Annotated in this window: 26 protein-coding genes; 20 read left to right on the top strand and 6 right to left on the bottom strand. The window is 69.9% G+C overall.

From position 1 onward, the window contains the following. Positions 1-73: 73 nt before the first annotated feature. Complete coding sequence (locus tag ACGFNP_RS12680; RefSeq protein ID WP_358339486.1) at positions 74-733, bottom strand: response regulator transcription factor; 660 nt, start codon at positions 731-733, stop codon at positions 74-76. Continuing rightward, entirely contained in the window at positions 730-1,953 is a 1,224-nt protein-coding gene (locus ACGFNP_RS12685) for a sensor histidine kinase (RefSeq protein WP_393317831.1), read from the bottom strand. Before ACGFNP_RS12685 ends, ACGFNP_RS12680 begins: the two co-directional genes overlap by 4 nt. 129 nt (positions 1,954-2,082) lie before the next feature. Here ACGFNP_RS12685 and ACGFNP_RS12690 point away from each other — a divergent pair, with 129 nt between their 5' ends. The 10 genes from ACGFNP_RS12690 (at position 2,083) to ACGFNP_RS12735 (ending at position 10,398) form a co-directional block, all read left to right on the top strand. Continuing rightward, positions 2,083-3,246: an acetoin utilization protein AcuC gene (locus ACGFNP_RS12690; protein ID WP_358339490.1), complete on the top strand. Its 1,164-nt coding sequence runs from the start codon at positions 2,083-2,085 to the stop codon at positions 3,244-3,246. Between the two features lie 8 nt (positions 3,247-3,254). After that, the gene (locus tag ACGFNP_RS12695) at positions 3,255-4,037 is read left to right on the top strand and encodes a phosphatase (RefSeq protein WP_358339492.1); all 783 of its coding nucleotides are present in this window, start codon (positions 3,255-3,257) and stop codon (positions 4,035-4,037) included. A 312-nt stretch (positions 4,038-4,349) separates the two neighbouring features. After that, positions 4,350-4,553, top strand: coding sequence for a helix-turn-helix domain-containing protein (locus ACGFNP_RS12700; RefSeq protein ID WP_026214222.1), 204 nt, complete (start codon positions 4,350-4,352; stop codon positions 4,551-4,553). Positions 4,554-4,728: 175 nt separating this feature from the next. Further along, positions 4,729-4,827 (top strand): 30S ribosomal protein bS22, encoded by a 99-nt coding sequence (locus ACGFNP_RS12705; RefSeq protein ID WP_018654693.1) that lies wholly within the window; start codon positions 4,729-4,731, stop codon positions 4,825-4,827. A 22-nt stretch (positions 4,828-4,849) separates the two neighbouring features. After that, complete coding sequence (locus tag ACGFNP_RS12710; protein ID WP_358339494.1) at positions 4,850-5,845, top strand: NAD-dependent epimerase/dehydratase family protein; 996 nt, start codon at positions 4,850-4,852, stop codon at positions 5,843-5,845. A 23-nt stretch (positions 5,846-5,868) separates the two neighbouring features. Continuing rightward, positions 5,869-6,738 (top strand): lysophospholipid acyltransferase family protein, encoded by an 870-nt coding sequence (locus ACGFNP_RS12715; RefSeq protein ID WP_358339764.1) that lies wholly within the window; start codon positions 5,869-5,871, stop codon positions 6,736-6,738. A 147-nt stretch (positions 6,739-6,885) separates the two neighbouring features. Beyond that, positions 6,886-7,911 (top strand): HesA/MoeB/ThiF family protein, encoded by a 1,026-nt coding sequence (locus tag ACGFNP_RS12720; RefSeq protein WP_393317836.1) that lies wholly within the window; start codon positions 6,886-6,888, stop codon positions 7,909-7,911. A 51-nt stretch (positions 7,912-7,962) separates the two neighbouring features. After that, positions 7,963-8,757, top strand: a complete 795-nt coding sequence (locus ACGFNP_RS12725; protein ID WP_393317844.1) for an SDR family NAD(P)-dependent oxidoreductase — start codon at positions 7,963-7,965, stop codon at positions 8,755-8,757. Positions 8,758-8,827: 70 nt separating this feature from the next. Next, positions 8,828-9,409 (top strand): sigma-70 family RNA polymerase sigma factor, encoded by a 582-nt coding sequence (locus tag ACGFNP_RS12730; RefSeq protein ID WP_358339499.1) that lies wholly within the window; start codon positions 8,828-8,830, stop codon positions 9,407-9,409. Positions 9,410-9,411: 2 nt separating this feature from the next. Continuing rightward, the gene (locus ACGFNP_RS12735) at positions 9,412-10,398 is read left to right on the top strand and encodes an LCP family protein (protein WP_358339501.1); all 987 of its coding nucleotides are present in this window, start codon (positions 9,412-9,414) and stop codon (positions 10,396-10,398) included. On the opposite strand, the gene ACGFNP_RS12740 is transcribed toward ACGFNP_RS12735, so the two are convergent. The 3 genes from ACGFNP_RS12740 to ACGFNP_RS12750 all read right to left on the bottom strand — a co-directional run bounded on the left by ACGFNP_RS12740 (position 10,395) and on the right by ACGFNP_RS12750 (position 12,654). Beyond that, positions 10,395-11,273 (bottom strand): HAD family hydrolase, encoded by an 879-nt coding sequence (locus ACGFNP_RS12740; protein ID WP_393317848.1) that lies wholly within the window; start codon positions 11,271-11,273, stop codon positions 10,395-10,397. The two genes, ACGFNP_RS12735 and ACGFNP_RS12740, sit on opposite strands and share 4 nt — an antisense overlap. Positions 11,274-11,287: 14 nt before the next feature. Next, entirely contained in the window at positions 11,288-11,944 is a 657-nt protein-coding gene (locus tag ACGFNP_RS12745; RefSeq protein ID WP_358339505.1) for a DUF5667 domain-containing protein, read from the bottom strand. Positions 11,945-12,015: 71 nt separating this feature from the next. Then, positions 12,016-12,654, bottom strand: a complete 639-nt coding sequence (locus ACGFNP_RS12750) for a sigma-70 family RNA polymerase sigma factor (protein ID WP_214640665.1) — start codon at positions 12,652-12,654, stop codon at positions 12,016-12,018. Between the two features lie 178 nt (positions 12,655-12,832). On the opposite strand from ACGFNP_RS12750, the gene ACGFNP_RS12755 reads away from it, so the two are divergent. Beyond that, complete coding sequence (locus tag ACGFNP_RS12755; protein ID WP_393317852.1) at positions 12,833-14,350, top strand: putative quinol monooxygenase; 1,518 nt, start codon at positions 12,833-12,835, stop codon at positions 14,348-14,350. Here ACGFNP_RS12755 and ACGFNP_RS12760 read toward each other — a convergent pair. Further along, on the bottom strand, positions 14,347-14,583 hold the full coding sequence (locus tag ACGFNP_RS12760; protein ID WP_358339509.1) for a glutaredoxin family protein: 237 nt from the start codon (positions 14,581-14,583) through the stop codon (positions 14,347-14,349). The two genes, ACGFNP_RS12755 and ACGFNP_RS12760, sit on opposite strands and share 4 nt — an antisense overlap. A 116-nt stretch (positions 14,584-14,699) precedes the next feature. Here ACGFNP_RS12760 and ACGFNP_RS12765 point away from each other — a divergent pair, with 116 nt between their 5' ends. From ACGFNP_RS12765 to ACGFNP_RS12805, 9 genes are all read left to right on the top strand, one after another. Continuing rightward, positions 14,700-15,377 carry a redox-sensing transcriptional repressor Rex gene (locus ACGFNP_RS12765; RefSeq protein WP_358339510.1) on the top strand — a complete coding sequence of 226 codons (678 nt, stop codon included), beginning with the start codon at positions 14,700-14,702 and terminating at the stop codon, positions 15,375-15,377. Then, positions 15,374-16,645, top strand: coding sequence for a glutamyl-tRNA reductase (locus tag ACGFNP_RS12770; protein ID WP_393317857.1), 1,272 nt, complete (start codon positions 15,374-15,376; stop codon positions 16,643-16,645). The genes ACGFNP_RS12765 and ACGFNP_RS12770 overlap by 4 nt, the downstream gene beginning before the upstream one ends. Next, entirely contained in the window at positions 16,642-17,547 is a 906-nt protein-coding gene (hemC, locus tag ACGFNP_RS12775) for a hydroxymethylbilane synthase (protein ID WP_358339514.1), read from the top strand. The genes ACGFNP_RS12770 and hemC overlap by 4 nt, the downstream gene beginning before the upstream one ends. Continuing rightward, complete coding sequence (locus ACGFNP_RS12780; RefSeq protein ID WP_358339516.1) at positions 17,544-19,088, top strand: bifunctional uroporphyrinogen-III C-methyltransferase/uroporphyrinogen-III synthase; 1,545 nt, start codon at positions 17,544-17,546, stop codon at positions 19,086-19,088. The genes hemC and ACGFNP_RS12780 overlap by 4 nt, the downstream gene beginning before the upstream one ends. Further along, the gene (hemB, locus tag ACGFNP_RS12785; RefSeq protein WP_393317861.1) at positions 19,085-20,068 is read left to right on the top strand and encodes a porphobilinogen synthase; all 984 of its coding nucleotides are present in this window, start codon (positions 19,085-19,087) and stop codon (positions 20,066-20,068) included. Before ACGFNP_RS12780 ends, hemB begins: the two co-directional genes overlap by 4 nt. A 129-nt stretch (positions 20,069-20,197) precedes the next feature. Further along, the gene (locus ACGFNP_RS12790) at positions 20,198-20,827 is read left to right on the top strand and encodes a bifunctional DNA primase/polymerase (protein WP_358339520.1); all 630 of its coding nucleotides are present in this window, start codon (positions 20,198-20,200) and stop codon (positions 20,825-20,827) included. Positions 20,828-20,858: 31 nt separating this feature from the next. Continuing rightward, positions 20,859-22,160: a glutamate-1-semialdehyde 2,1-aminomutase gene (hemL, locus tag ACGFNP_RS12795; protein ID WP_393317864.1), complete on the top strand. Its 1,302-nt coding sequence runs from the start codon at positions 20,859-20,861 to the stop codon at positions 22,158-22,160. Positions 22,161-22,351: 191 nt separating this feature from the next. Next, positions 22,352-23,275, top strand: coding sequence for a LysR family transcriptional regulator (locus tag ACGFNP_RS12800; protein WP_358339524.1), 924 nt, complete (start codon positions 22,352-22,354; stop codon positions 23,273-23,275). Positions 23,276-23,359: 84 nt separating this feature from the next. Beyond that, complete coding sequence (locus ACGFNP_RS12805) at positions 23,360-23,998, top strand: histidine phosphatase family protein (RefSeq protein WP_358339526.1); 639 nt, start codon at positions 23,360-23,362, stop codon at positions 23,996-23,998. Positions 23,999-24,031 lie beyond the last annotated feature (33 nt).

Genomic DNA, 24,031 nt, shown 5'->3' on the forward strand with positions numbered 1-24,031 from the left:
GCGTGGCCGTGGTCCGCCGGTTTCTCTTCCTGCTGGGGGACCGTTCGCGCGCGCGGTCTCTGGGACCCTGCTCCTACTCTCCAGGGGTGATCAGCGCCGCCTCGTAGGCCACGATCACCGCCTGCGCCCGGTCCCGGGCGCCGATCTTGGCGAACACGCTGGTCACGTGGTTCTTGACGGTCGAGGGGGAGACGTCCAGCTCTTCGGCGATCTCCGCGTTGGACCTGCCGCGGGCGATCAGGACGAGCGTCTCGCGCTCGCGCTCGGTCAGCCCGCCCAGCCGCGTGGGAACCGCCTGCCTGCGCGGTCGTGACGCCCGTACGAACGTGCCGATCAGCCGGGTCAGCAGCCGCGGCGCCACGGCGGACTCGCCGCGGTGCACCACGCGGACGCCCTCGACCAGCTCCTCGGGCGAGACGTCCTTGGGCAGGAACCCGGCGGCGCCCGCCCGCAGGGCCGCGACCACGTTCTCGTCCAGGTCGAACGTGCTCAGCGCGAGCACCCGCACGTCGGGCAGCTCGCCGGTGATCCACTCGGTCGCGCGTACCCCGTCCAGGCCGGGCATGTGCAGGTCCATGAGCACCACGTCGGGGCGCAGCCGCCTGCTCAGCACGACCGCCTCCGCGCCGTCGGCCGCCTGGCCCACCACGCGCATGTCCGGCTGGGCGTCGAGCATGAGCTGGAAGCCCTTGCGCACCAGCGCGTGGTCGTCGGCCAGCAGTACGGCGATCATGTTCTCTCCAGGGGGATCCGGGCGTGCACGACGAAGCCGCCCTCCAGGCGGGGACCCGTGCGCAGCAGGCCGCCGCACAGTGCCACGCGCTCCGCCATCCCGTCCAGCCCGAACCCCGGCGCGGGAGCCGTCCGACCGGTCGGCGCTGGCAGGCCGTCATCGATGACCTCGACCTCGACGGCCTCGCTCCCGTACGCCAGGCGGACGCTCGCCCGAGCCCCCGAGGCGTGCTTGCGGGTGTTGGTCAGCGCCTCCTGCACGATCCGGTAGACGGCGTGGTCGACGGCGGCGGGCAGCGTGACGGGCTCGCCGGTCACGGTCAGGCTCGCGGGCAGCCCGGCGGTCTCGGCCTCCTGGACCAGCGCGGGCAGCCGGGCCGCGCCCACCCCGGTCGCCGCGTCGGCGCCCCCCTCGGCCCTGTGCAGACCGTCGGTGGTGAGCACGCCGCCGGCCCTGAGCAGGCCGTCGGTGGTGAGCATGTCGCCCGTCCTGATCGGGTCGTCGGCCCTGAGCACGTTGAGGAGCTCGCGCATCTCGGCCAGCGCCTGGCGGGCGGTCCGCTCCGCGCCGGCCAGGGCGTCGAGGGCGACGTCCTCGCTCGGCGGCAGGGTGGCCCTGGCGCCGCCGACCAGCACGTTGATCACGCTGATGTGGTGGGCCACGACGTCGTGCAACTCCCTGGCGATGCGCCGCCGCTCGGCGCGGACCGCGCTCTCGGCCGCCTCCCGCCGGCCGCGCTCCCTGAGCTCGGCGCGCATCCTGACGAACTGCCCGACGCCTATGGTGATCAGCGGATATATCATCCCCGCGATCCAGGAGCCGGCCTCCGGCCTGGTCAGGAAGGTCGCCACCCCGTAGACCACGCTGCCGCCGGCGGCGGTGAGCGCGGCGGTCCTGCCCGGGGTGTAGCGGCCCACGCTGTAGAAGGCGATCATCGAGGTGAGGGAGTTGTTCGGCAGGATGCCGGCGGTCATGCCGAAGACGTCGGCGACCGACTCGATCGCGGCGACGGCGATCGGCCTGCTCCGCCGTAACAGCAGCGGGAACGTGCAGAGGATGAAGAGACCGGCGCCCTGGGCGACGTCCGGGTAGCCGCTGCGCAACGTGGAGTACAGGCCGATGCCCGCGCCGATGGCGAGCACGGCCACCAGCGTGGTGTCGAAGACACGCGGACGCTTGAAGAATCGCCATGCGGCCGTGATCCGACGCATGAAGCGCATGATCCAACCCTATGTTTCAATTCTTGAAAAGTGACGATATTTCGCCGGAGTAGCCGACGTCACCGTATGGACGTGGTCCGCTGACGCTGCGGTAACGTCGCCTCAAGGGGCGAGGCGACGGGAGCGGGCATGAGTTCGACGGCACGGGCCATCTGGGACGACGCTCTCATCTCCTACGACTTCGGGCCGGGCCATCCCCTGGCGCCCGTCAGGGTGGAGCTGACGATGGCGCTGGCCCGCGAGCTCGGCGTGCTCGACAAGATCGAGGTGGCCGGCTGCGTGCCCGCCACCGACGACGAGCTGGCCATGGTGCACAAACGCGACTACATCGAGGCGGTCAAGCGCGTCTCGGCCTCGGGCGGCCCCGACCTGTCCGCGGGGCTCGGCACGTCCGACAATCCCGCTTTCAAGGGCGTGCACGACGCCTCCGCGCTCATCGCGGGCGCCACCCTGGCCGCCGCCCGCGCGGTCTGGGAGGGCACGGCCGAGCACGCGGTCAACATCGCCGGCGGCCTGCACCACGCGATGGCCGGCTGCGCCAGCGGTTTCTGCGTCTACAACGATCCGGCGCTGGCCATCGCCTGGCTGCTCGCGCAGGGGGCCGGCCGCATCGCGTACGTGGACGTCGACGTGCACCACGGCGACGGCGTGCAGGCGCTGTTCTACGACGATCCCCGGGTGCTGACGATCAGCCTGCACGAGAGCCCGCGCACGTTGTTCCCCGGCACCGGGTTCCCCGGGGAGACCGGCGCCGGCGGCTCGGCGGTCAACGTGGCGCTGCCCGCGGGCTGCGGGGACGCGGGCTGGCTGCGGGCCTTCGACTCGATCGTGCCGCCGCTGCTGCGTGAGTTCCGGCCGGACATCCTGGTGACCCAGCACGGCTGCGACAGCCACGCGCTCGACCCGCTCGCCAACCTGATGCTCAGCGTCGACGGGCAGCGCGCCGCGTACGCGTACCTGCACCGGCTGGCCCACGAGACGGCCGGCGGCCGGTGGATCGCGACGGGCGGCGGCGGCTACGAACTGGTCCAGGTGGTGCCGCGGGCCTGGACGCACCTGATCGCCGAGCTGTCCGGGCATCCGCTCGATCCGGCCACCCAGACACCCCCGGAATGGCGGGCTTTCGTACGGGAGCGGACGGGGGAGACGGCCCCGCTGACCATGACGGATGGCAGAAGTCCGGAATTTCGCGACCTGTCGGGTGGTTATGACCCAGCAGACCCCATCGACCGTGCGGTCATGGCGACCCGACAGGCGGTCTTCCCCCTGCACGGCCTCGACCCGATGCCCTAGGGAGAGCTGTGCTCAGCCGCGACCAACTCCGTGAACACCTGATCCGGACCAGGATCGCCGGCGAGGTCGCGACTTCGCGCGAGAACAACCTCGACCACTACAGTTCGGCGGCCAACCGCGACCCGTACTACCTGCTGGGACTGACCCTCGAACAGCCGTGGTCGTTCCGCGACGTCCTCGCGCAGATGGCCAAGTCGGCGGGGGTGAAAGCCGATCCGGGACACCGCTGGGGCCAGGACACCATCGACCCCGACCTGACGATCGACGCACTCGACGCCATGGCCGACCGGATCGCCGGCGTGCTGTCGCGGGAGAACCCGCGGCTGCTGTTCGCCACCGGGCACCCCACGGGCCTGCTCGCCGTCCACCTGCCGCTCGCCCGGTTCGCCGTCGAGCACGGGGCGACGCTGCTGACACCGGCCGAGGGATGGACCTACTCGGGGTCGGGCTTCGGACGCGCGCGCAAGATCCGCTATCTCCAGGACATCGCGATGCTCGATGACAAGGGCGGGTTCGTGCACACCCACGACTCGGCCCCGATGGAGCGGATGCTCACCGTGCTGGGAGACGCCTCGCCGGACCTCGTCATCGCCGACCACGGGTGGGCAGGGGCGGCCGGAGAGGCGGGCGTGCCGACGGTGGCGTTCGCCGACAGCAACGACCCCGGGCTCTTCCTGGGTGAGGCGGAGGGCAAGATCGACGTCGTCGTCCCGCTGGACGACAACGTGCTACCGCGCCACTACGCTCCGTTGACCGCTCATCTGGTCACACGCGCCTCTCAGACCCCTTGAGTTCAATTCGGTCATCCCCATACGGTCTTTTCGCGCCTGCATTCCAAGAGGCTCGCAGTCCCTTTGCCAACTTTTGAGGCACCCTGGGCGACTCTTATGTGTGACAAGTTGGACAGTTCCAACGTCTAGGCGAGGTGCTCAAGCCAGTGGTTAACCAGCATCTTTGCTGGTTCGGCTGACAGGTGGCTCCGTCAACTGGGAAAATAGGGGGTTTGCGCTATCGGAGTCCCGACTTACGCTGACGGCAGTACACGTGCGTGAGCAATGGCACCAGTGGGGATAACCCGTAAACACGTGCGGAAGAGGCGTCCGATGGGTGCAGGCGAAAGACCTCTCAGCGAGGTGAAGTTCCTGACCGTGGCGGAAGTGGCCACGGTCATGCGGGTGTCCAAGATGACGGTGTACCGCCTGGTGCACTCTGGCGAGCTGCCGGCCATCCGTGTCGGCCGGTCGTTCAGGGTGCCCGAGCAGGCGGTCCACGACTATCTGCGGGAGGCCTACATCGAGGCAGGCTAAGACTGAGGTAGCGGCGTATGCCACACGCCGTGAATGCCGTCGTGGGCGACGCCCGGCCGCCGCTGAGCGGCCGGGCTCACCCCCCAGGGCGCGATCCACAGGCGATCGCCGGTAGTCTGTGAGCCGGTGTGCGCTCGCGCATCGATCAGACTTGCTATCAGTACCTGGGGGTCCCGTGGGCTCTGTGATCAAGAAGCGCCGCAAGCGGATGGCCAAGAAGAAGCACCGCAAGCTGCTCAAGAAGACGCGCATCCAGCGGCGTAACAAGAAGTAACAGACGCAGCTGCGAGGCGCTGATGACCCACACCGTGCTCGTCACCGGGGTCTCGCGCCACGTGGGCGCCCGGCTGGCGAGTGTTCTCGCCGCAGACCCGGACATCAGCCGCGTCATCGGAGTAGACACCGTGCCGCCGCCCTCGCTGACGCGAGATGGCGGCATCTCCCTCGGCCGGACGGAGTTCGTCCGGGTCGATCTGCGCAGCCCTGACATCGCTCAGGTGATCGCGGCTGCCGACATCGACACCGTTGTGCACATGAGCCTGGTCAGCGCTCCGTCGAGGGGCGCGGGCAGGGCCGTGATGAAAGAGCACAACGTCATCGGCACCATGCAGTTGCTCGGTGCCTGCCAGCGGTCGACGACCGTGCGGCGTGTGGTGGTCCGTTCGACCACCGCCGTCTACGGTTCGTCGCCACGGGATCCGGCGGTGTTCACCGAGGACCTGGAGTCGCACGAGGGCCCCAGCCACGGCTACGCCAAGGACGCGGTCGAGGTCGAGGGCTATGTGCGTGGTTTCGCGCGCCGTCGACCCGACATGGCGGTGTCACTGCTGCGGTTCGCCAACTTCATGGGTCCGGGTGTCGACTCGCCGCTGACTCGTTACTTCACCCAGCCGGTGCTGCCGACCGTGTTCGGCTTCGATCCGCGGCTGCAGTTCGTCCATGAGGACGACGCCGTCGAGGTGCTGCGCCGGATGGCGACCGAAGATCACCCCGGCACGTTCAACGTGGCCGGGGCAGGCGTGTTGCTGCTGTCGCAGTGCGCGCGCCGGGCGGGGCGGCCGACGTTGCCGCTGTTCTCGCCCGCCTTCCGCCTGCTGGGCGATTCCGCGCGCCGGGCCGGTCTGGTCGACTACTCGCCCGAGCAGGTCCGGTTGATGAGCTACGGCCGGGTGGTCGACTGCTCCAGGCTGGAGGCCGAGCTGGGCTGGAAGCCGAAGTTCACCACCGGAGCGGCTTTCGACGACTTTCTGCTCTCGCGGGGGCTGCACCCGCTCGGAGGTGTGCGGCATTGACCGTCCCAGACGACGAGGCCCGCGTGATTCCCATCAGCGCGGCACCGTCCTTCGAGGAGCCGGAGCCCCTCGCCAGGCTGCTGGCCTTCATCCGCAGGCGCATCACCGGCGACTACGAGGTCGACGAGTTCGGCTATGACGCCGAGCTGACCGACAAGGTGCTGCTGGAGCTGATCAGGCCCCTCTACCACCGCTGGTTCAGGGTGGAGACCGTCGGCCTGAAGAACGTTCCCGACGAGGGCGGCGCGCTGGTCGTGGCCAACCACTCGGGCACGCTGCCGGTCGACGCGCTGATGATGCAGGTGGCGCTGCACGACGAGGCGGACCGGCCGCTGCGGCTGCTCGGCGCCGACCTGGTCTACCAGCTTCCGCTGCTCGCCCACCTGTCGCGCAAGACCGGCCACACGCTGGCCTGCCGCGAGGACGCCGACCGGCTGCTGCGCAAGGGCGAGCTGGTCGGGGTGTTCCCCGAGGGCTTCAAGGGCGTCGGCAAGCCGTTCTCCGAGCGCTACCAGCTGCAGCGCTTCGGGCGCGGCGGGTTCGTCGCGTCGGCGATCCGCGCCGGGGTGCCGATCCTGCCCACCGCCATCGTGGGCGCCGAGGAGATCTACCCCAAGATCGGCGATCTGCCGTCGCTGGCCAGGCTGCTCGGCCTGCCTTACCTGCCGATCACGCCGCTCTTCCCGCTGCTCGGCCCGCTCGGCCTGGTGCCGCTGCCGTCGAAGTGGATGATCCAGTTCGGGGAGCCCATCCGTACCGACGAGTACGACGCGTCGGACGCCGACGACCCGGTGCTGGTGTTCAACCTCACGGACCATGTCCGCGAGGTCATCCAGCAGATGCTGAACGAGCTGAGGCTGCGCCGCGGCCCCGCCTTCCCGCCTTTCTTCTGACCTCGACAGATCTTGACAGGCTTGGTCAAGCGATCAAGGATGGGGAAACCGAGTAAGGCCCGACCCGGTTCGGACGTGGCCGTCCCGATGGAACGGTCCGTTGCGGAACGCTGGATACCCATGGGTTTCGACGCCTAGGGAGCGCGCATGAGACGGCTCGTCGACTCCGTGCTCGTCACGAACGCCGGCGACCGGGTGATCCTGTCGACCGGCTCGTGTGACGGTTTGTCGCTGCGGGGCGACCTCGACCGTGTCGAGCGGGCGGTGACGCTGCTCCGCGATGGCGTCGACGACAGCGAGATCAACGCCGACCGGGTGCCGGCCGACCTGGTGGCGGCGTTGACGCACATGGGCTGGCTCACCTCGGAGCCGCGGCGGACGCCGGCCGAGTCCACCGGCCGGCCCGGCTACCTGACGCTCTTCGCCCCCGGCGCGCCCGAGCTCCAGCCGCGGATCGCCGCGTGCTCGATCATGCTCCTGGGCGTGGGCGGCATCGGTGCGGTCGCCGCCCAGCACCTCGTCGCCGCCGGAGTCGGCCGCATCGTGGCCGTCGATCCCGGCGTGGTCGAGCCGCACGACCTCAACGGGCAACCGCCGTACCCGATGACAGCCGTGGGCACGCCCAAGGTCGAGGCGCTCAGCGGGTGGCTGCGCGGCTTCGCGCCCGAGACCGAGGTGGTGCCCGTACGGCGGCGCGTCGCCAGTGGCGCCGACCTCGACGGCCTGCCGCAGGTGGACCTCGTCCTCATCGGCGCCGACGAGCCCACCGAGCCGGCTGACGAATCCGCCGGGCCGGCTGACGGGCCCGCCGGGCTGGGCGACGTGGTCTGGCGGTGGTGCCGTGAGCGGGGCGTGGCCATGAGCGGCGTGGCGGTCGGTGATGGACACGGCTACTGGGGGCCGCTGCTGTCTCCCCGCCACGGGCACTGCCGCGGCTGCTTCGAACGCGAGGCCGGGTTGTCTTGGGAGATGCCGCCGGAGGGCGGCCACGGGCCCACGCCGTGGTCGTTCGGCGCCACCAGCACGGTCGTCGCGGCCTGGGCGGTGCACGACATCGTCCAGTACGCCGCCACGTCCGAGTGCCCCACGCTCAACCGCCGTGCCCACCTCGACTTCGCCCATGGCGAGCTGCACTTCCTCGACGGTCCCCGTCGCTGCTCCTGCAACCGGTAGCGCGCTCGCGGTGTTCTCCAGACGTAAGAACACCAGAAGCGAAGGAACACCATGGATCTGCAACTCGCCGGCCGCGTCGCCATCGTCACCGGGGCGTCCAAGGGCATCGGCCTGGCCGTGACCACCACGTTGATCGAGGAAGGCGTTCACGTCGTCGCGGCCTCCAGGACCCGCACCCCCGAACTGCCCGAGAAGGCGGTGCACGTGCCGGTCGACCTGATGGACCCGCAGGCGCCCGCCGAGGTGGTGGCCCGCGCGGTCGAGGAGTTCGGGCGGGTCGACATCCTGGTCAACAACGCCGGTGGGCCGCCGCCCGGCGTGACGCTGCCGCACGCCGGCTTCATGAACTCGGATGACGCCACCTGGCGGGCGATGTTCGAGTTCAACCTGTTCTCCGTCATCCGCATGATCCGCTCGGCCGTACCGGTCATGCTGGAGGGCGGCGGCGGCTCGATCGTCAACGTCTCCTCGGTCAGCGCCAGGCAGCCGTCGGCGATGAACATGGACTACGGCGCGGCCAAGTCGGCCCTGACCTACGTCAGCAAGGCGGTCGACGAGGAGTACGGCCCGCAGGGCATCCGGGTGAACACGGTCTCTCCCGGCCCCGTGCTCACCCCCTGGTGGACCGACGAGGGCGGCGCGGCGGACGTCTTCGCCGGCATGGTCGGCTCCGACAGGGACAGCGTGATCACCCAGGTGGCCCCTGAGATGATGAAGCTGACGACCGGCCGCCTGGTCGCCCCGCAGGAGGTCGCCGACGCGATCGCCCTGCTCGTCTCGCCGCGCTCCGGCAGCACGGCGGGCGCCGACCTGGTGATCGACGGAGGCTGCCTCAAGGAGCTGTAAACCCACCGTGAACCTCATCGGCGGGTTGTGGTGATACATCCGTGACCGACTTCCCCGCAGAAGGGCGGAGATGATCACGCAACCCGCCACCAGGGGTGCGGACGCCGAGCTGGTGAGCGCTTCCTTAACCGATCCTGAAGCGTTCGCCGAGCTCTTCGACCGCTACTCCGCCATGCTCTACAGGTACGTCTCCAAGCGACTCGGCCCCGAACCGGCCGAGGACATCGTCGGCGAGACGTTCCTGGTCGCCTTCTCCCGCAGGAGAAGCTACGACCCGAGCTACCCAGACGCCAGGCCGTGGCTCTTCGGCATCCTGACCAAACTCCTCTCCCGCCACCACCGCAGCGAGGCGGCCCGATATCGCGCCCTGCAGCGCGCCCCTGTCGACGCCGACGTGGAATCTCCGGCCGACCGTGTGGCCGCCGGGGTGACCGCGCAGGCGTCGCGCCCCGGACTGGCCAGCGCCCTGGCCGCCCTGCCCGCCAAGGACCGCGACGTGCTCCTGCTGATCGCGTGGGGCGATCTGACGTACGACGAGGTCGCGCGGGCGCTCGGCATCCCGATCGGCACCGTGCGCTCCCGCCTCAACAGGGGCAGGCGGAAGGTACGCGCGTCGCTCGGCGACACCAACCCGATGCTGGAGGAGGAGTGACGATGGACGACCTGAAGATGCTCCGGGACTTCGGCCGGGAGCTCGAACACCAGCCTCCGGCGACGCTGGTGCGCCAGCGGCAGCGCCTGCTCCAGGCCAGACCGAGGCGCAGGCGCGTGACGTGGCTGATGACGGGGCTCGTCGTGGTGGCCACGATGGCCGCGGTCGCCGTGCCCACGCTGCTGCTGAGCGGACGCCAGACCGTCGCCCCGCCGACGGGCGCCCGCCCGGCCAACGTGAGTGGCGCGTTGAACGTGCTCCTGGTCGGCAGCGACAGCCAGGCGGGTTCGGAGAGGTTCGACAACGGCGCCCGCTCCGACACTCTCCTGCTGCTGCACCTGCCGGCCGACAGGAAGAACGTCACCGTGGTCGCCTTCCCCAGAGACTCGATGGTGCAGATCCCCGCGTGCGGGTCGCAGGCGGCCAGGAGAGGCATGATCAACTCGGCGTACAACGTCGGCGGTCTCGCCTGTTCGGTGAAGACGGTCGAGTCTCTGACGAAGGTGCGCGTCGACCACATGATGGAGCTCGAGTTCTCCGGGGTCGAGGCCGTCGTGGAGGCCCTCGGCGGCGTCGAGGTCACGCTGCCGGAGGCGGTGGACGACAGGAACACGAAGCTGAAGCTCAGCGCGGGCAAGCACGTGCTCAATGGCGAGCAGGCGCTGGGCTATCTCCGGCTGCGTCGCTACGGCGACGGGTCCGACATCCACCGCATCAAGCGCCAGCAGGTGCTCATGATGTCGATGCTGAAGAAGGCCAAGCAGCGGCTGAAGGATCCGGCTGCCATGCGCGACTTCCTCGCCACGGCCAGCAAGTCGATCAAGACAGACGCGGAGTTCGACCTCGACACCATGCTCGGCATCGCCGGCACGCTGGACAAGAGCAAGGTGCGCTTCGTCATGGTGCCCTGGCTACCTGATCCGGAGGACAAGAACCGGCTCGTGTGGAAGCAGCCGGATGCGAATCAGCTCTTCGCCACCCTGCGCTAGCCCTGTGTCGAGCGGTAGTGCCTGCGCAGCGCGATGCCGGCGGCGATGCCGCCGGCCACCGCTCCGACGCCCGCGGCGATCGGCAGGGCGGTCAGCGTCGCCTTCCTGCCGGTGCGGAAGTCCTTGATCGGCCAGTTGTGCTTCCTGGCGTGCTCACGCAGCTCGCTGTCGGGGTTGATGGCCACCGGCTGCCCGACCAGCGACAGCATGGGCAGGTCGTTGGCCGAGTCGCTGTAGGCGGTGCACCGGGTGAGGTCGAGGCCCTCCCTGCGGGCCAGTGCCCGCATCGCCTCGGCCTTGGCCGGGCCGTGCAGCAGGTCACCGACCAGCCGCCCGGTGTAGATGCCGTTGCTGGTCTCGGCCACGGTGCCGAGCGCGCCGGTCAGGCCGAGGCGCTGGGCGATGACCCGGGCCAGCTCGACCGGCGTGGCCGTGACCAGCCAGACGCGCTGGCCGCGGTCGAGGTGGCTCTGCGCGAGCGCCCTGGTGCCGCCCCAGATGCGGTCGGACATGACCTCGTCGTAGATCTCCTCGCCCAGCCGGATCACGTCGTCGACCTTCGCGCCCGCCACGAACGCCAGCGCGGTCTCGCGGGCCACGGCGATGTGCTCGGGGTTCTCGTTGCCGCGCAGCCGGAACACCGCCTGGCCGACGGCGAACTTGAACAGGTCGGAGGTGGTGAACAGGCCACGGGTGGCCAGGCCCCTGGCGAAGTGGTAGATGGAGGCGCCGCGCATCATCGTGTTGTCGACGTCGAAGAAGGCGGCCGCCCGCTGGTCGGGCTCCGTAGGGGTCACCGCCACCGCGGCCGCCGCTGCGGCCTCGCCGGCGAGCTCCGCCTCCACCTCGTGCCGTCGTCGCATTAGCCGCCACATGCGCCTCAGCTTACCTATCTCGGTGCCACGAGCCCGTCGATGTAGTCGAGGTATCCGGTGGCCTTGTCCTGTTGGTCGCCGTCCATCCGTTCGAGCATCGGCTCGACCATGTTCTTCTGGTCACGCGCGAACCGGTTGATCTTCGGCGAGCGCGGTTCGGCCCGCTCCAGCCTGCTGATGCCCGAGCGGGTCGACTCCTCCATCTCGGTGAGCGTCTTGGTGACCAGCGGCCCGTCGCCGGACGAGCCGAGCAGCCGGGCGACCTCGGACGCCCGGGTCTTGGCCGAGATCAGCTCGCGCTCGGCCCGCTGCACGTCGTCGGCGCTGAGCCGGACCAGCGTGCTCTCCGCGGCGCGCTTGAGGGGGTAGAGAGTGTCGCCGGGGAGTGCCTGGTAGGTGGCGAACGCCGACAGCGTCATGGCCGCCGTCAGGCCGAACGTGGCGATCTGGGAGAGCCAGGAGAGCCGCCGTGCCCGGCGGCGACGGGAGCGGCGGGCCGGCCGTACGGGATCGGCGGCGGGGTGCGCGGACAGGATGGCGGGGTGCGCGGACAGGAGCTCGGCGCGGAGACGTTCCCGGAAGGCGGCGGCCGGCCCCCCGCCGAGCGGGAGCCTGCGCAGCTCCGTGAGGTGACCGAGCACGCGCTCCCGCGATCTGCGGCCCCTACCCATGACAGCTCCCTGACGCCCCCGAGAAAAGACCCGGTCGTGACACCTGCCTAACGACGCCTGGTCGGCGGAGGTTACGCCAAGTCGTGTTTGAGTGCCCTGGCCAATGCGCGGATCGCGCGGAATTGCAGCGCTTTGATCGCTCCACTCTTCTTCCCCATGATCAACGCGGTCTCGGCGAGCGACAGGCCGTGCAGGAACCGCAGAACCACGCATTCCTGCTGCTCGGGATTCAGATCCTGGACGGCGCGCAGCATCCGGTCGTTGATGATGGCCGTGACGACGGCGTTCTCCGGAATGTGCGGCCCATCGAGTGGGACGTCGATCACCTCTCCGGTCGGAATCTCCAGGCGATAGCGGCCGGACTTGAAGTGATCGGCGACCAGGTTCCTGGCGATGGTCACCAGCCAGGCGCCGAAGTCACGGCCCTGCCAAGTGAAGTCGGTGATCCGGCGAAGCGCGCGTAAGAAGGTCTCGCTGGTGAGATCCTCGGCCAGCGGGTGGGAACCGACGCGGAAGTAGATGTAGCGATAGACCAGATCCACATAGCGGTCATAGAGCGTGCCAAAGGCATCCGTGTCTCCGGTCTTGGCATGTAACACGAGCATGCGGAGGTCATCGGGAATCTCTTCGCGCACGGCAAGCTCGCTCGTCCGGGCGGGACCAGCGACCGCTGGTGTGAGTAGCCCGGCGAACGGCCACGAGTCAGGCATCCGGTATCCCTAGGGGTAAGGGGTGCGGCGTGCTCGAACACTCTAGAAATCAACCGGAAATTCCACAATCCGCTTCCCGAAGGCATGACTAGCCGTAATCGGCCGATACCGTGTGGACCGACCCGTTCCCTCTTCGGCTACCGGCTGGGAGGCATAGTCCGGCAGCATTGGAGTCACCATGGAGATCCTCGTTGCTGTCCTAGCCTTTGTCGGTGCCCTCCTCGCCGCGATCGCCGCAGTCGCCCTGGTCCGCCGGTTGCGCGAGGAGGTGGAGGGGTGGTTGATCGCCTGGACCGTTTCAGCCGTCGCGCTCTGCCTGACGCTCGGCGCGATCGGTGTCGGCTACCTGATGGGGTTCGGGGTCGCCACCTTCAAGGTCTACCAACTGACCGGATCCCTCCTCGCGCCCTTCTGGCTGGGCATCGGGCTGGTCCAACTCCTGTCGGAGAAGGTGCCGCCGAAATTCGCCGCCTGGCTGTTCGGGATCGCGTTCACCATCGTCTCCACGGTGGTGCTCATCTTCGACCCGGTCAGCAAGGCCGACGAGATGGGCAAGGTGCTCCCCGTGGCCGAGGGGCACTGGGACGTCATCCCCCGCTACCTGCTGGACGGCGCGCACTCCATCGCCGGGCTGATCATGCTGGCAGCCGTGGTGATCGCGGGGCTGCGCTGGCGCAACGGTGACGAACTCGACACCGACAACCTGCACGCCGTCATGGTCATCGCGCCCTCGGGCATCGCGATCATCGGCGCGATGCGGTTCGCGGTGCCGGGCGTCTTCGCCACCGCGCTGTTCGTGGTGGCCGCCGCGGGCATCTGGTACGCCGTGCTCCGCCCGCTCGCGCCGTACGAGGACGACGACGAGGACGACGCGTTCGAGAGCCACCGCGGTGAGCGCTCCGCCGAGCGGTCCACCGAGCGGGCCGCCCATGGCCGCCGGGCCATGCGGGAGCAGGATCCCTTCCCCCAGCCCGTCGCCGAGTCGCCGATGCAGGCGCCGCCCCAGCAACAGCAGCAGCAGCAGCCGCTGCCCCCCGGCCAGCCCCGCAGGTCGGGTCTGGGCGACCTGGTGGCCGAATACCGGGCGGGCGACCAGCCGGTCGACTACGCCGCCCGGATGGCGCCGCCCGACCAGGGCCCCTCGACCGGCTACATCATGAACGGCAGGCACGGCGGCGGGCCGCAGACGGGCCCTCAGGACTTCGGGATGCCCGCCACCGGCGCGGTATATCCGGGCGCCGATGTGTTCTCCCCCGGCTCCCGCGCGCCCCAGCAGCCGCCACAGGCGCCGCAGCCCCCTCAGGCCCAGCACATCCCACAGGCGCCGCAGCCCCAGCCACAGCAGCAGGCGGCCTCCAGCAGGCCCTCACCCAGCATCTACGGCATGCTGACCGTCTTCACCCTCATGGACGGCTCGGGCGAGGCGTTCGACCGCCTGGCCGAGCTCACCGTCGAGGCCGTACGCAGGGGCGAGCCCGACACGCTCATCTACGCCTGCCACGCGGTCAAGTCGGCCCCGCTCCAGCGCATCGTCTACGAGCTCTACCGCGACGAGGTGGCCTACCGTGACCACCAGCGCCAGCCGCACGTCGAGCGGTTCGTCAACGAGCGGCAGGCCATGGTGCTGGCCACCAACATCATCGAGCTGAACGTCAACGCCGCCAAGGTCGTGCCGCTCCCGACCGCGATGTACTAGCCGCTCAGCGCGGCGCGCAGCCGGTCTTCGGAGACCCGCCAGAAGTCGTGCTGGACCCCGTCGACAAGTGTGACCGGGATCATCTCCCAGTATTTCTCCCGCAACTCCTCGGAGGAGTCGATGTCGACCTCCTCCCACGGCACGCCAAGGTCTCCCGCCACGCGTGAGATGACCTCACGCGCGTCGTCGCAGAGGTGGCAGCCCGGCCTGCCGAGCAGCGTGATGCGGTGCATGCACGCAACCGTATCGCTCCGACTTTGTGCATCGCTTCACAAAGGGATTAACCTGAAAGGCGGTTCGATCCCATTCACGCGGCCGGGAGGCCGCTCGTCCCCTGGAGCTCCGGCACGTGAAGAGCCCGTCCCAATCCCGTGACCGCGGGATCCCCGAGGCAACGGTCGCCCGGCTCCCGTTGTACTTGCGGGCGTTGAACGGGATGGCCGAACGCGGTGTCGCGACCGTCAGCTCCGAGGATCTGGCCATGGCCGCCGGAGTCAACTCCGCAAAGCTCCGTAAGGACCTGTCCCATCTCGGGTCGTACGGCACACGAGGCGTCGGCTACGACGTCGAATACCTCGTCTACCAGATCTCCCGCGAGCTGGGCCTGACCCAGGACTGGGCGGTCGCCATCGTCGGAGTCGGCAACCTGGGCCGGGCACTGGCCAACTACGGCGGTTTCGTGTCCCGGGGCTTCCGTGTCGCCGGGCTGCTCGACGCCGACCCCGAAGTCGTGGGCGACGACATAGCGGGGTTGAATGTTGAGCACATCGACGTCCTTGAAACCGTCATCGAACGGCGTGGAGTCTCGATCGTGGTTCTGGCGACACCCGCGATGGCGGCGCAGGAAGTCTGCGACCGCGTGGTGGCGGCCGGGGTGACCAGCATCCTGAACTTTGCGCCGGTAGTGCTTTCTGTACCAGATGGCGTGGATGTCCGTAAAGTTGACCTATCAATAGAACTGCAGATTCTTGCGTTCCACGAGCAGCGCAAAGCAGGGGGGCCACTTATGGCCGTGGACAGTCAATGAGTGTTCTCACCGTCGGCATCAGCCACCGGACAGCTCCGGTGTCCATGCTCGAGCGCGTATCCGTATCCGGCGAGGCGCTCGTCAAGCTCTTGCACGACGTTCAGCAGGACGCGTGCGTCTCTGAGGCGATGGTGGTCTCGACCTGCAACAGGGTCGAGATCTACGCCGCCGTCGACCGCTTCCACGGCGCCCTCACCGGGATCAGTCGGCTGCTGAGCGTCCACTCGGGCGTTCCCGTGGCGGAGCTGACACCGCACCTGTACGTCCACTACGAAGACCAGGCCATCGAGCACCTGTTCTCGATGGCCTGCGGCCTCGACTCCATGGTCGTCGGCGAGGGCCAGATCCTCGGTCAGGTCCGCAGGGCGCTCACGCTGGCGCAGAAGCAGGGCACGGTCGGCGCCACCCTCAACGAGCTGGTGCAGCAGGCGCTACGGGTCGGCAAGCGCGCCCACGCCGACACGGACATCGACCAGGCGGGCGCCTCGCTCGTCACGGCCGGTCTGGCGCTGGCGGGTGACCTGGCCGGGCGCCGGGCGCTGGTGGTCGGCGCGGGCTCGATGAGCTCGCTCGCCGCCACCACGCTGGCCCGCGCGGGCGTGACCGACATCGTGGTGGCCAACCGCACCTTCGAGCGCGGCGTACGGCTGGCGGCCTCGGTCGGCGGCCGGGCGGTGGAGTTCTCCGCGGTTCCCCGAGAACTGGCGGCGGCCGACATCGTCATCACCTGCACGGGCGGCGGGCGGCACGTCGTCACCCCCGACATCGTGGCCGCCCACATGACGGGCAGGGGCGTGTTCCTGCTGGACCTGGCGCTGCCGCACGACATCGACCCCGCCGTACGCGAGGTGCCCGGAGTCACGCTGGTCGACTTGGAGACCATCCAGGAATCGGGCATAGGCTGGCGGGAGGGCGACACGGTCGACTCGGTGCGCAGGCTCGTCGCCGAGGAGCTGGCCGGGTTCCTCACCGCTGAGCGGGCCGCCAAGGTCACCCCGACCGTGGTGGCGCTGCGCAGCAAGGCGGCGACCGTGGTCGAGGCCGAGCTGGGCAGGCTTCTGATGCGCATGCCCCACCTCGACCGCAAGGCCAGGGACGAGGTGGCGCAGACCGTCCAGCGGGTGGTCGACAAGCTGCTTCACGAGCCCACTGTGCGTGTCAAACAGCTCGCCACCAGCCCGGGAGGCGATCATTATGCCGAAGCGCTGCGTGAGCTGTTCGACCTCGATCCGAAGATGCCCGATGCCGTCAGGGAGGTGGAGTTGTGACACTGCGCTTGGGCACCCGGCGCAGCCTGATGGCGACCACACAGTCGCAGATGGTCGCCGACTCCTACACCGAACGCACCGGGCGCGCGGTCGAGCTGGTCGGCGTCACCACGTTCGGTGACGTGACCAAGGCTCAGCTGGCGCAGCTCGGCGGCACGGGCGTGTTCGTCAGCGCGCTGCGTGACAAGCTGATCGAGGGTGAGATCGACTTCGCCGTCCACTCGCTGAAGGACCTGCCGACCAAGCAGGACCCGCGGGTGACACTGGCCGCCATCCCCGCCCGGCACGACCACCGCGACGCGCTGGTCGCCCATGCCAAGTTCGCCGACCTGCCCACCGGGGCCAGGGTCGGCACCGGATCGCCGCGCCGCATCGCCATGCTCAGGGCGCTGCGGCCCGATCTCGAGTACGTCCCGATCCGCGGCAACGCCGACACCCGGATCGGCAAGGTCACCGCCGGCGAGCTCGACGCGGTCGTGCTCGCCTCGGCGGGCCTGACCAGGATCGGCAGGGACGCGGAGATCGCGCAGATCTTCGAGGTCGAGGAGCTGCTGCCCGCCCCGGGGCAGGGCGCCCTGGCCGTGGAGTGTCTCTCCGACCGCGCCGACCTGATCTCCTTCCTCGGCGTGCTCGACGACCCGCGGACGCGCTCCGCGGTGACGGCCGAGCGCGCCGTCCTGTCCGCTCTCGAGGCCGGCTGCTCGGCCCCCGTGGGTGCTTTCGCCGTCGATGACGGGCAGACCCTGAACCTCACCGCCGTGGTCGTCTCTCTCGACGGCCAGGAGGCGGTGCGCAAGTCCGCCGCCGGCTCTCCTTCCGAGTCTGTGAATCTCGGCCAGCTCCTCGCGGCCGAGATGATCTCCGAAGGGGCCGACAGATTGATGGGGGAGCAATCCCGTTGAGCTCCGATAGTCCAACCTCCGGGTTCCTCGCGTTCGTGGGCGCGGGCCCCGGCGATCCGAACCTTCTCACGCTCCGCGGCGCCGAACTGCTCGCCAAGGCCGACGCGGTCGCGCTCGACGAGGAGCTGTTCGGCTCGTTCCTGCGCCATTGCCGCGAAGGCGTGGAGGTCACCTCCGGCGACCTCGTCAAGCGCGCCAAGGCCGGGCAGTTCGTCGTACGCCTGTGCGAGGGCGACCCGATGCTGTTCTCCTCCATCACCGAGGAGGTCGCCGCGGCCGCCGCGGCGGAGGTGGACTTCGAGATCGTGCCCGGCGTGCCGCCCGCGACCGCCGTGCTCACCTATGCCGGCATCCCCGCGGCGACGGGCCTGCCGGAGTTCCGGATCGTCGACGCCGCGCTCGAGCAGGACTGGGCCGCCCACGCCGCCTGCAAGGGCACGCTGGTCATCTACAACGGCATCGCCGGGGCCGTCTCGATCGGCAAGGCGCTGGTGGCGGGCGGCAAGCCCGACAGCACGCCCGTCGCGGTCAGCGGCAGCGGCACCACGACCGAGCAGTACACCGTCGTCTCGACGCTGGCCAGGCTGCAGGCCGACCTCAAGCACGCCGGCTTCACCGAGCCCGCGCTGATCGTCGTCGGCGACGCGGTCGGGCAGCGCGACAAGCTGTCGTGGTTCGAGACCAAGCCGCTGTTCGGCTGGCGGGTGCTGGTGCCGCGCACCAAGGAGCAGTCCAAGAGCCTGTCCGAGCAGCTGGCCTCCTACGGCGCCGTGCCGGAAGAGGTGCCGACCATCTCGGTCGAGCCGCCGCGCACGCCGCAGCAGATGGACCGCGCGATCAAGGGCCTGGTCACCGGACGCTACGAGTGGGTGGCGTTCACCAGCTCCAACGCGGTCAAGGCCGTACGCGAGAAGTTCGAGGAGTACGGCCTCGACGCCCGCGCCTTCGCCGGGCTGAAGGTGGCCGCCGTGGGCGACGCCACCGCGCGGGCCCTGGTCGAGTTCGGGGTCAAGCCCGACCTGCTGCCCTCGGGCGAGCAGTCGTCGGAGGGCCTGGTGGCCGAGTGGCCGCCGTACGACTCGATGCTCGACCCGATCAACCGGGTGCTCCTGCCGCGGGCCGACATTTCCACAGACACCCTCGTCGCCGGACTCACCGAGCTAGGCTGGGAGTGCGACGACGTCACGGCCTACCGCACCGTACGAGCCGCACCGCCCCCCGCCGCGATCCGCGAGGCGATCAAGGGCGGCGGGTTCGACGCGGTGCTCTTCACCTCCTCCTCGACCGTGCGCAACCTTGTGGGCATCGCCGGCAAGCCGCACAACGTCACCGTGATCGCGGTCATCGGGCCGCAGACCGCGAAGACCGCCGAGGAGTTCGGGCTGCGAGTCGACGTCATGGCCGACAGGCCGTCGGCGTCCGCCCTGGCCGCCGCGGTGGCCGCGTACGGCGCCAAGCAACGCCAGGCGGCCCTGGCCGCGGGCGACAGCCCACGGCGGCCGTCGCAGAACCGCAGAGGCGCCAGAAGGAGAGCCAAGTGAGTGCCGAATATCCTGTCGCCCGCCCGCGCAGGCTCCGCCGCAGTCCCGCGGTCCGGCGCATGGTGGCGGGCACCAGGCTGCATCCCGCTGACCTGATCCTGCCGATGTTCGTCAAGGAGGGCATCGACCAGCCGCAGCCGGTCGCCTCGATGCCCGGCGTGGTCCAGCACACCCGCGACTCGCTGCGCAAGGCCGCCCACGAGGCGGCCGACGCCGGGGTGTCGGGGCTGATCCTGTTCGGCATCCCCGCCGTGAAGGACGCGCGTGGCTCGGCGGCCGACGACCCCGAGGGCATCCTGCAGGTCGCGCTGCGCGAGGTGAACGAGGAGGTGGGTGATGCGGTGGTGGTCATGGCCGACACCTGTCTCGACGAGTTCACCGACCACGGTCACTGCGGCGTGCTGACCGCCTCCGGCGACGTCGACAACGACGCGACGCTGGAGCGCTACGCGTCGATCGCGGTCGCCCAGGCCAGGGCCGGATCCCAGATGATCGCGCCGAGCGGCATGATGGACGGCCAGGTCGGGGCCATCAGGGCGGCGCTCGACGCCGAAGGATTCCGTGACCTGCCGATCCTCGCCTACACCGCCAAGTACGCCTCCGCCTTCTTCGGCCCCTTCCGCGAGGCCGCCGAGTGCGCGCCGCAGTTCGGCGACCGCAGCACCCACCAGCAGGACCCGGCCGGGCCGCTGGAGGAGGCGCTGCGCGAGGTGCGGCTCGACCTCGCCGAGGGCGCCGACGCCGTGATGGTCAAGCCGGCGCTGGCCTACCTGGACGTCATCAGGCGCTTCCGCGACGAGGTCGACGTGCCGGTGGCGGCCTACCAGGTGAGCGGCGAGTACGCGATGATCGAGGCCGCGGCGGCCAACGGCTGGATCGACCGCGACCGGATGATCATGGAGTCGCTGGTCTCGATCAAGCGCGCGGGCGCCGACCTGATCCTCACCTATTGGGCCACTGAGGTGGCACGACGTCTGTGAACCAGAGGGTTTCCCGTCGCCCCTGGGACCCGTGCGTTAGACTGAGGTGACAAGTGCTGGTGTGTCCCGCGTGTGCTAGCAGCCAGGAGCCGGGACCTCTTCAGGCACTTGGACTCGACGGGAGACACCATGGTGGGGGTACCACTCGCTCGGCGTACCAGAAAACGGTCGCGCCCGACACGGATCGACTCCGTGCTGGGCTACGCCGCTCTCGGATGGCCGAGTGTGCCGGGTGCCCACCCGCTGCGCGAAGGCGCCCGCTCCTGCTCCTGTGACCGCCTCGGGTGTCCCGACCCGGGCGCGCACCCCTTGTCCCCCGCCTGGAACGTGCAGGCCACGTTGGACGCCACCCAGCTCACGCGCTGGTGGCAGGCCGATCCCGACGCCAACGTGATCCTGCCGACCGGCCGCGTGTTCGATGTCTTCGATGTACCGCTCGACACCGGCCTGTCGGCCCTCACCCGGATCGACGGCGCCGCAGCGCATTCAGGCCCGGTCGCCGCCAACGGCGACCGGGTTCTGTTTTATGTGGCCACGCGCGGCAATCCGGACGACGAGGACGAGTGGTGGTCCTGCCAGCTCGACTGCGACCCCGGCACCATCGAGGACAATCCGGGCCTGCGCTGGCACTGCCGCGACAGCTACGTCCTGGCGCCGCCCTCCACGCTCCCCACCGGTCAGCCCGTCTCCTGGCTGCGCCCGCCTGACGGCCGCCCGCTGCCCGACCCGCTGCGCATCCTCGACTGGCTCGCCGACTAGACCGTCATATTCCAGGACTAACCTGGTTCGCGTGAGCCGTACACAGAACTCCGAGGACCTGTTCGCCCGCGCCCGCGCCATCGTGCCGGGTGGCGTCAACTCCCCGGTCCGCGCGTTCGGCGCGGTCGGCGGCACCCCGCGTTTCATGGCCTCAGGACAGGGCCCCTACCTCACCGACGTCGACGGCAACCGCTACGTCGACCTGGTCTGCTCGTGGGGGCCGATGATCCTCGGCCACCGCCATCCCGCCGTCATCGACGCCGTCTCGTCGGCGCTCTCCCACAGCCTCTCCTACGGCACCGCCACGCCGGGCGAGGTGGAGCTGGCCGAGGAGATGGTCGCCAGGGTGGCGCCCGTGGAGAAGCTGCGCCTGGTCAGCTCGGGCACCGAGGCGACGATGAGCGCGGTGCGGCTGGCCCGCGGGTTCACCGGGCGGTCCAAGGTGGTCAAGTTCGCCGGGTGCTACCACGGTCATGTCGACGCGCTGCTGGCCTCGGCGGGGTCGGGCGTGGTCACGTTCGGGCTGCCCGACACGCCGGGCGTGACGGGGGCGTCGGCGGCCGACACCATCGTGCTGCCGTACAACGACATCAACGCGGTGGAGCAGGCGTTCACATCACCTGACAACGCCGGGGGGATCGCCTGTGTCATCACAGAGGCCTGCCCGGCCAACATGGGTGTGGTGCCGCCGCTCGACGGCTTCAACGCCCGCCTGCGCGAGCTCTGCACGGCCAACGGCGCGCTGCTGATCATGGATGAGGTGCTGACCGGGTTCCGCGTCTCGCCCGCCGGCTGGTACGGCCTCGACCCGGTCGACGCCGACCTGATGACGTTCGGCAAGGTCATGGGCGGCGGGTTGCCGGCGGCGGCCTTCGGCGGGCGGGCCGACGTGATGTCCTGCCTGGCACCGGAAGGACCGGTCTACCAGGCGGGCACGCTGTCGGGAAACCCGCTCGCCTGCGCCGCGGGCCTGGCCACGTTGCGCGCCCTCGACGCCGAGTCCTACGCCAAGGTGGACGCGGCGGCGCTGGCTGTCGGCCAGGCCGCCTCCGACGCGCTGACCGCGGCAGGAGTGCCGCACCGGTTGCAGCGGGCGGGGAGCCTGTTCTCGGTGTTCTTCACGGATGCGCCGGTGACGAACTTCGACGACGCTCGGGCCCAGAACACCTCGGTCTACACCGCCTTCTTCCACGCGATGCTGGATCGCGGGGTCTACCTGCCGCCCTCCGCGTACGAGGCCTGGTTCCTGTCGGCCTCTCACGACGACGAGGCACTCGGCCGGGTCGCCGACGCGCTGCCGGCAGCCGCCAAGGCTGCCGCGGCGGTCCTCTAGCTGCTTACTTGGCGGCCGGCTTCTGGTAGCGGACGCGCAGGTCACGGGCCTGCTCGGCGAGGGTCTTGAGGTAGGAGATGCTGGTCTGCTGCTGCTTCTGCGCCTTGTTGTTTCTCATGCATGTATTTTCTCCTGCTAAAGAGTCAAGCACAAGCGAGACTTTCTACGCTAAACCCTTTAGACTGGCTTACATGTTGGACTTGAACCGCCTCAAGGCCCTTCACGCTGTGCACATCTACGGATCTGTGGGCGCCGCGGCCGACGCGCTGATGGTCACGCCGTCGGCCGTGTCGCAGCAGATCGCCAAGCTGGAGCGCGAGACCGGCGCCCGGCTCATGGAGCGCAACGGGCGCGGGGTGCGGCTGACCGACGCGGCCGGGCTGCTCGCCGACCACGCCGAGCGGATCCTGGCACTGGTGGAGACCGCGGAGGCGGACTTCGAGGCGCTGCGCGGCGAGGTCGTGGGGCGGCTGAACATGTCGTCGTTCCCGACGGCGACCCGCGGGCTGATGCCCGCCGCCCTGACCGCGCTCAAGCGGCGCCATCCCGACCTGCACATCCAGCTCTCCGAGCGCGAGCCGGAGCGCATCGTGCGCGACGTGGCCAGGGGCGAGCTCGACCTGGGCGTCATCCAGGACTGGCTGAACCGGCCGATGGCCCTGCCCGAGGGGCTGTCCAGGACGACGCTGCTCGACGACATCGCCGACGTCGTGCTCCCCGCGGACCATCCGCTGGCCGGCAGCAGGGAGATAGCGCTGTCCGAGCTGCCCGCCAACGAGCGGTGGATCAGCTCCTCGCCCGGCACCGTCTGCCACGACTGGCTCGTCTACACGCTGCGCAGCGCGCAACTGGAGCCCGAGATCTCCTGCATGGCCGACGAATACCCGACCCAGATGGCGCTGGTGGCCGCCGGTCTCGGCTGCGCGATCATCCCCCGGCTGGGGCGCGACTGCGTGCCCGACGGGGTGGCCGTGGTGCCGCTCAGGCCCCGGCAGTCACGTCGCATCTATGTGATCTGGCGGACCGACGCGGCCCGCCGTCCCGCGATCAGGGCTGCGGTCGAGGCGCTCGCCGACGCCAGCCGTACACAGGAGAACGCCTGGGCCCTCGCCTGAGCCGCGCCGATGACCAGCGGGAACCCGGCGAACAGACCCGCCTGAGATCTCGGACCAGGCGGAACGGATAGGCTGTGGCACACCATGGCTGAAACCACCGTAGTTCACCTGATGCGCCACGGTGAGGTGCACAATCCCGAAGGCGTCCTGTACGGCCGGCTGCCCGACTACCACCTGTCCGAGAACGGCAGGCTGATGGCCGAGACGGTCGCCAAGTCGGTGGCGGGCCGCGACATCGTCGCCCTCTACAGCTCGCCGCTCGAACGCGCCCAGGAGACCGTCGCCCCCCTGGCCGCGCTGCTGGAGCTGCCGGTACGCACCGACGACCGGCTGATCGAGGCCGCCAACATGCTCCAGGGCCGCAAGGTCGGCCAGGGGATGGCGATCCTGCGCGACCCGAAGAACTACCGCTACTTCTGGAACCCGCTGCGCCCCTCCTGGGGTGAGCCGTACCCGGTGATCGTCAAGCGGATGCGCTCGATCATCGATGAGGCCAGGGCCGAGGCGCGCGGGCACGAGGCGCTGCTGGTCAGCCACCAGCTGCCGATCTGGTCGATCAGGATGGCGGCCGAGGGCCGCCGGCTCTGGCACGACCCACGGCGCAGGCAGTGCGGGCTGGCCAGCGTCACCACGCTCACCTTCGACGGCGACCGCCTGGTGAGCGTCGGCTACAGCGAGCCCGCCGGATCACTGGCGACCGGCCCCACCGTCCCGGGCGCCTGACCTCGCCGGTAGAGTTGCAAGCTCTACCGGTTG

The organism is Nonomuraea sp. NPDC049269 (assembly GCF_043197155.1).
Taxonomy (GTDB): Bacteria; Actinomycetota; Actinomycetes; order Streptosporangiales; family Streptosporangiaceae; genus Nonomuraea.

Coding starts and splice junctions, on each gene's coding strand:
- ACGFNP_RS12680 (WP_358339486.1), bottom strand. CDS start 733: ATGATCGCCGTACTGCTGGCCGACGACCACGCGCTGGTGCGCAAGGGC.
- ACGFNP_RS12685 (WP_393317831.1), bottom strand. CDS start 1,953: ATGCGCTTCATGCGTCGGATCACGGCCGCATGGCGATTCTTCAAGCGT.
- ACGFNP_RS12690 (WP_358339490.1), top strand. CDS start 2,083: ATGAGTTCGACGGCACGGGCCATCTGGGACGACGCTCTCATCTCCTAC.
- ACGFNP_RS12700 (WP_026214222.1), top strand. CDS start 4,350: ATGGGTGCAGGCGAAAGACCTCTCAGCGAGGTGAAGTTCCTGACCGTG.
- ACGFNP_RS12710 (WP_358339494.1), top strand. CDS start 4,850: ATGACCCACACCGTGCTCGTCACCGGGGTCTCGCGCCACGTGGGCGCC.
- ACGFNP_RS12720 (WP_393317836.1), top strand. CDS start 6,886: ATGAGACGGCTCGTCGACTCCGTGCTCGTCACGAACGCCGGCGACCGG.
- ACGFNP_RS12725 (WP_393317844.1), top strand. CDS start 7,963: ATGGATCTGCAACTCGCCGGCCGCGTCGCCATCGTCACCGGGGCGTCC.
- ACGFNP_RS12730 (WP_358339499.1), top strand. CDS start 8,828: ATGATCACGCAACCCGCCACCAGGGGTGCGGACGCCGAGCTGGTGAGC.
- ACGFNP_RS12735 (WP_358339501.1), top strand. CDS start 9,412: ATGGACGACCTGAAGATGCTCCGGGACTTCGGCCGGGAGCTCGAACAC.
- ACGFNP_RS12740 (WP_393317848.1), bottom strand. CDS start 11,273: ATGTGGCGGCTAATGCGACGACGGCACGAGGTGGAGGCGGAGCTCGCC.
- ACGFNP_RS12745 (WP_358339505.1), bottom strand. CDS start 11,944: ATGGGTAGGGGCCGCAGATCGCGGGAGCGCGTGCTCGGTCACCTCACG.
- ACGFNP_RS12750 (WP_214640665.1), bottom strand. CDS start 12,654: ATGCCTGACTCGTGGCCGTTCGCCGGGCTACTCACACCAGCGGTCGCT.
- ACGFNP_RS12755 (WP_393317852.1), top strand. CDS start 12,833: ATGGAGATCCTCGTTGCTGTCCTAGCCTTTGTCGGTGCCCTCCTCGCC.
- ACGFNP_RS12760 (WP_358339509.1), bottom strand. CDS start 14,583: ATGCACCGCATCACGCTGCTCGGCAGGCCGGGCTGCCACCTCTGCGAC.
- ACGFNP_RS12770 (WP_393317857.1), top strand. CDS start 15,374: ATGAGTGTTCTCACCGTCGGCATCAGCCACCGGACAGCTCCGGTGTCC.
- ACGFNP_RS12790 (WP_358339520.1), top strand. CDS start 20,198: ATGGTGGGGGTACCACTCGCTCGGCGTACCAGAAAACGGTCGCGCCCG.
- ACGFNP_RS12800 (WP_358339524.1), top strand. CDS start 22,352: ATGTTGGACTTGAACCGCCTCAAGGCCCTTCACGCTGTGCACATCTAC.
- ACGFNP_RS12805 (WP_358339526.1), top strand. CDS start 23,360: ATGGCTGAAACCACCGTAGTTCACCTGATGCGCCACGGTGAGGTGCAC.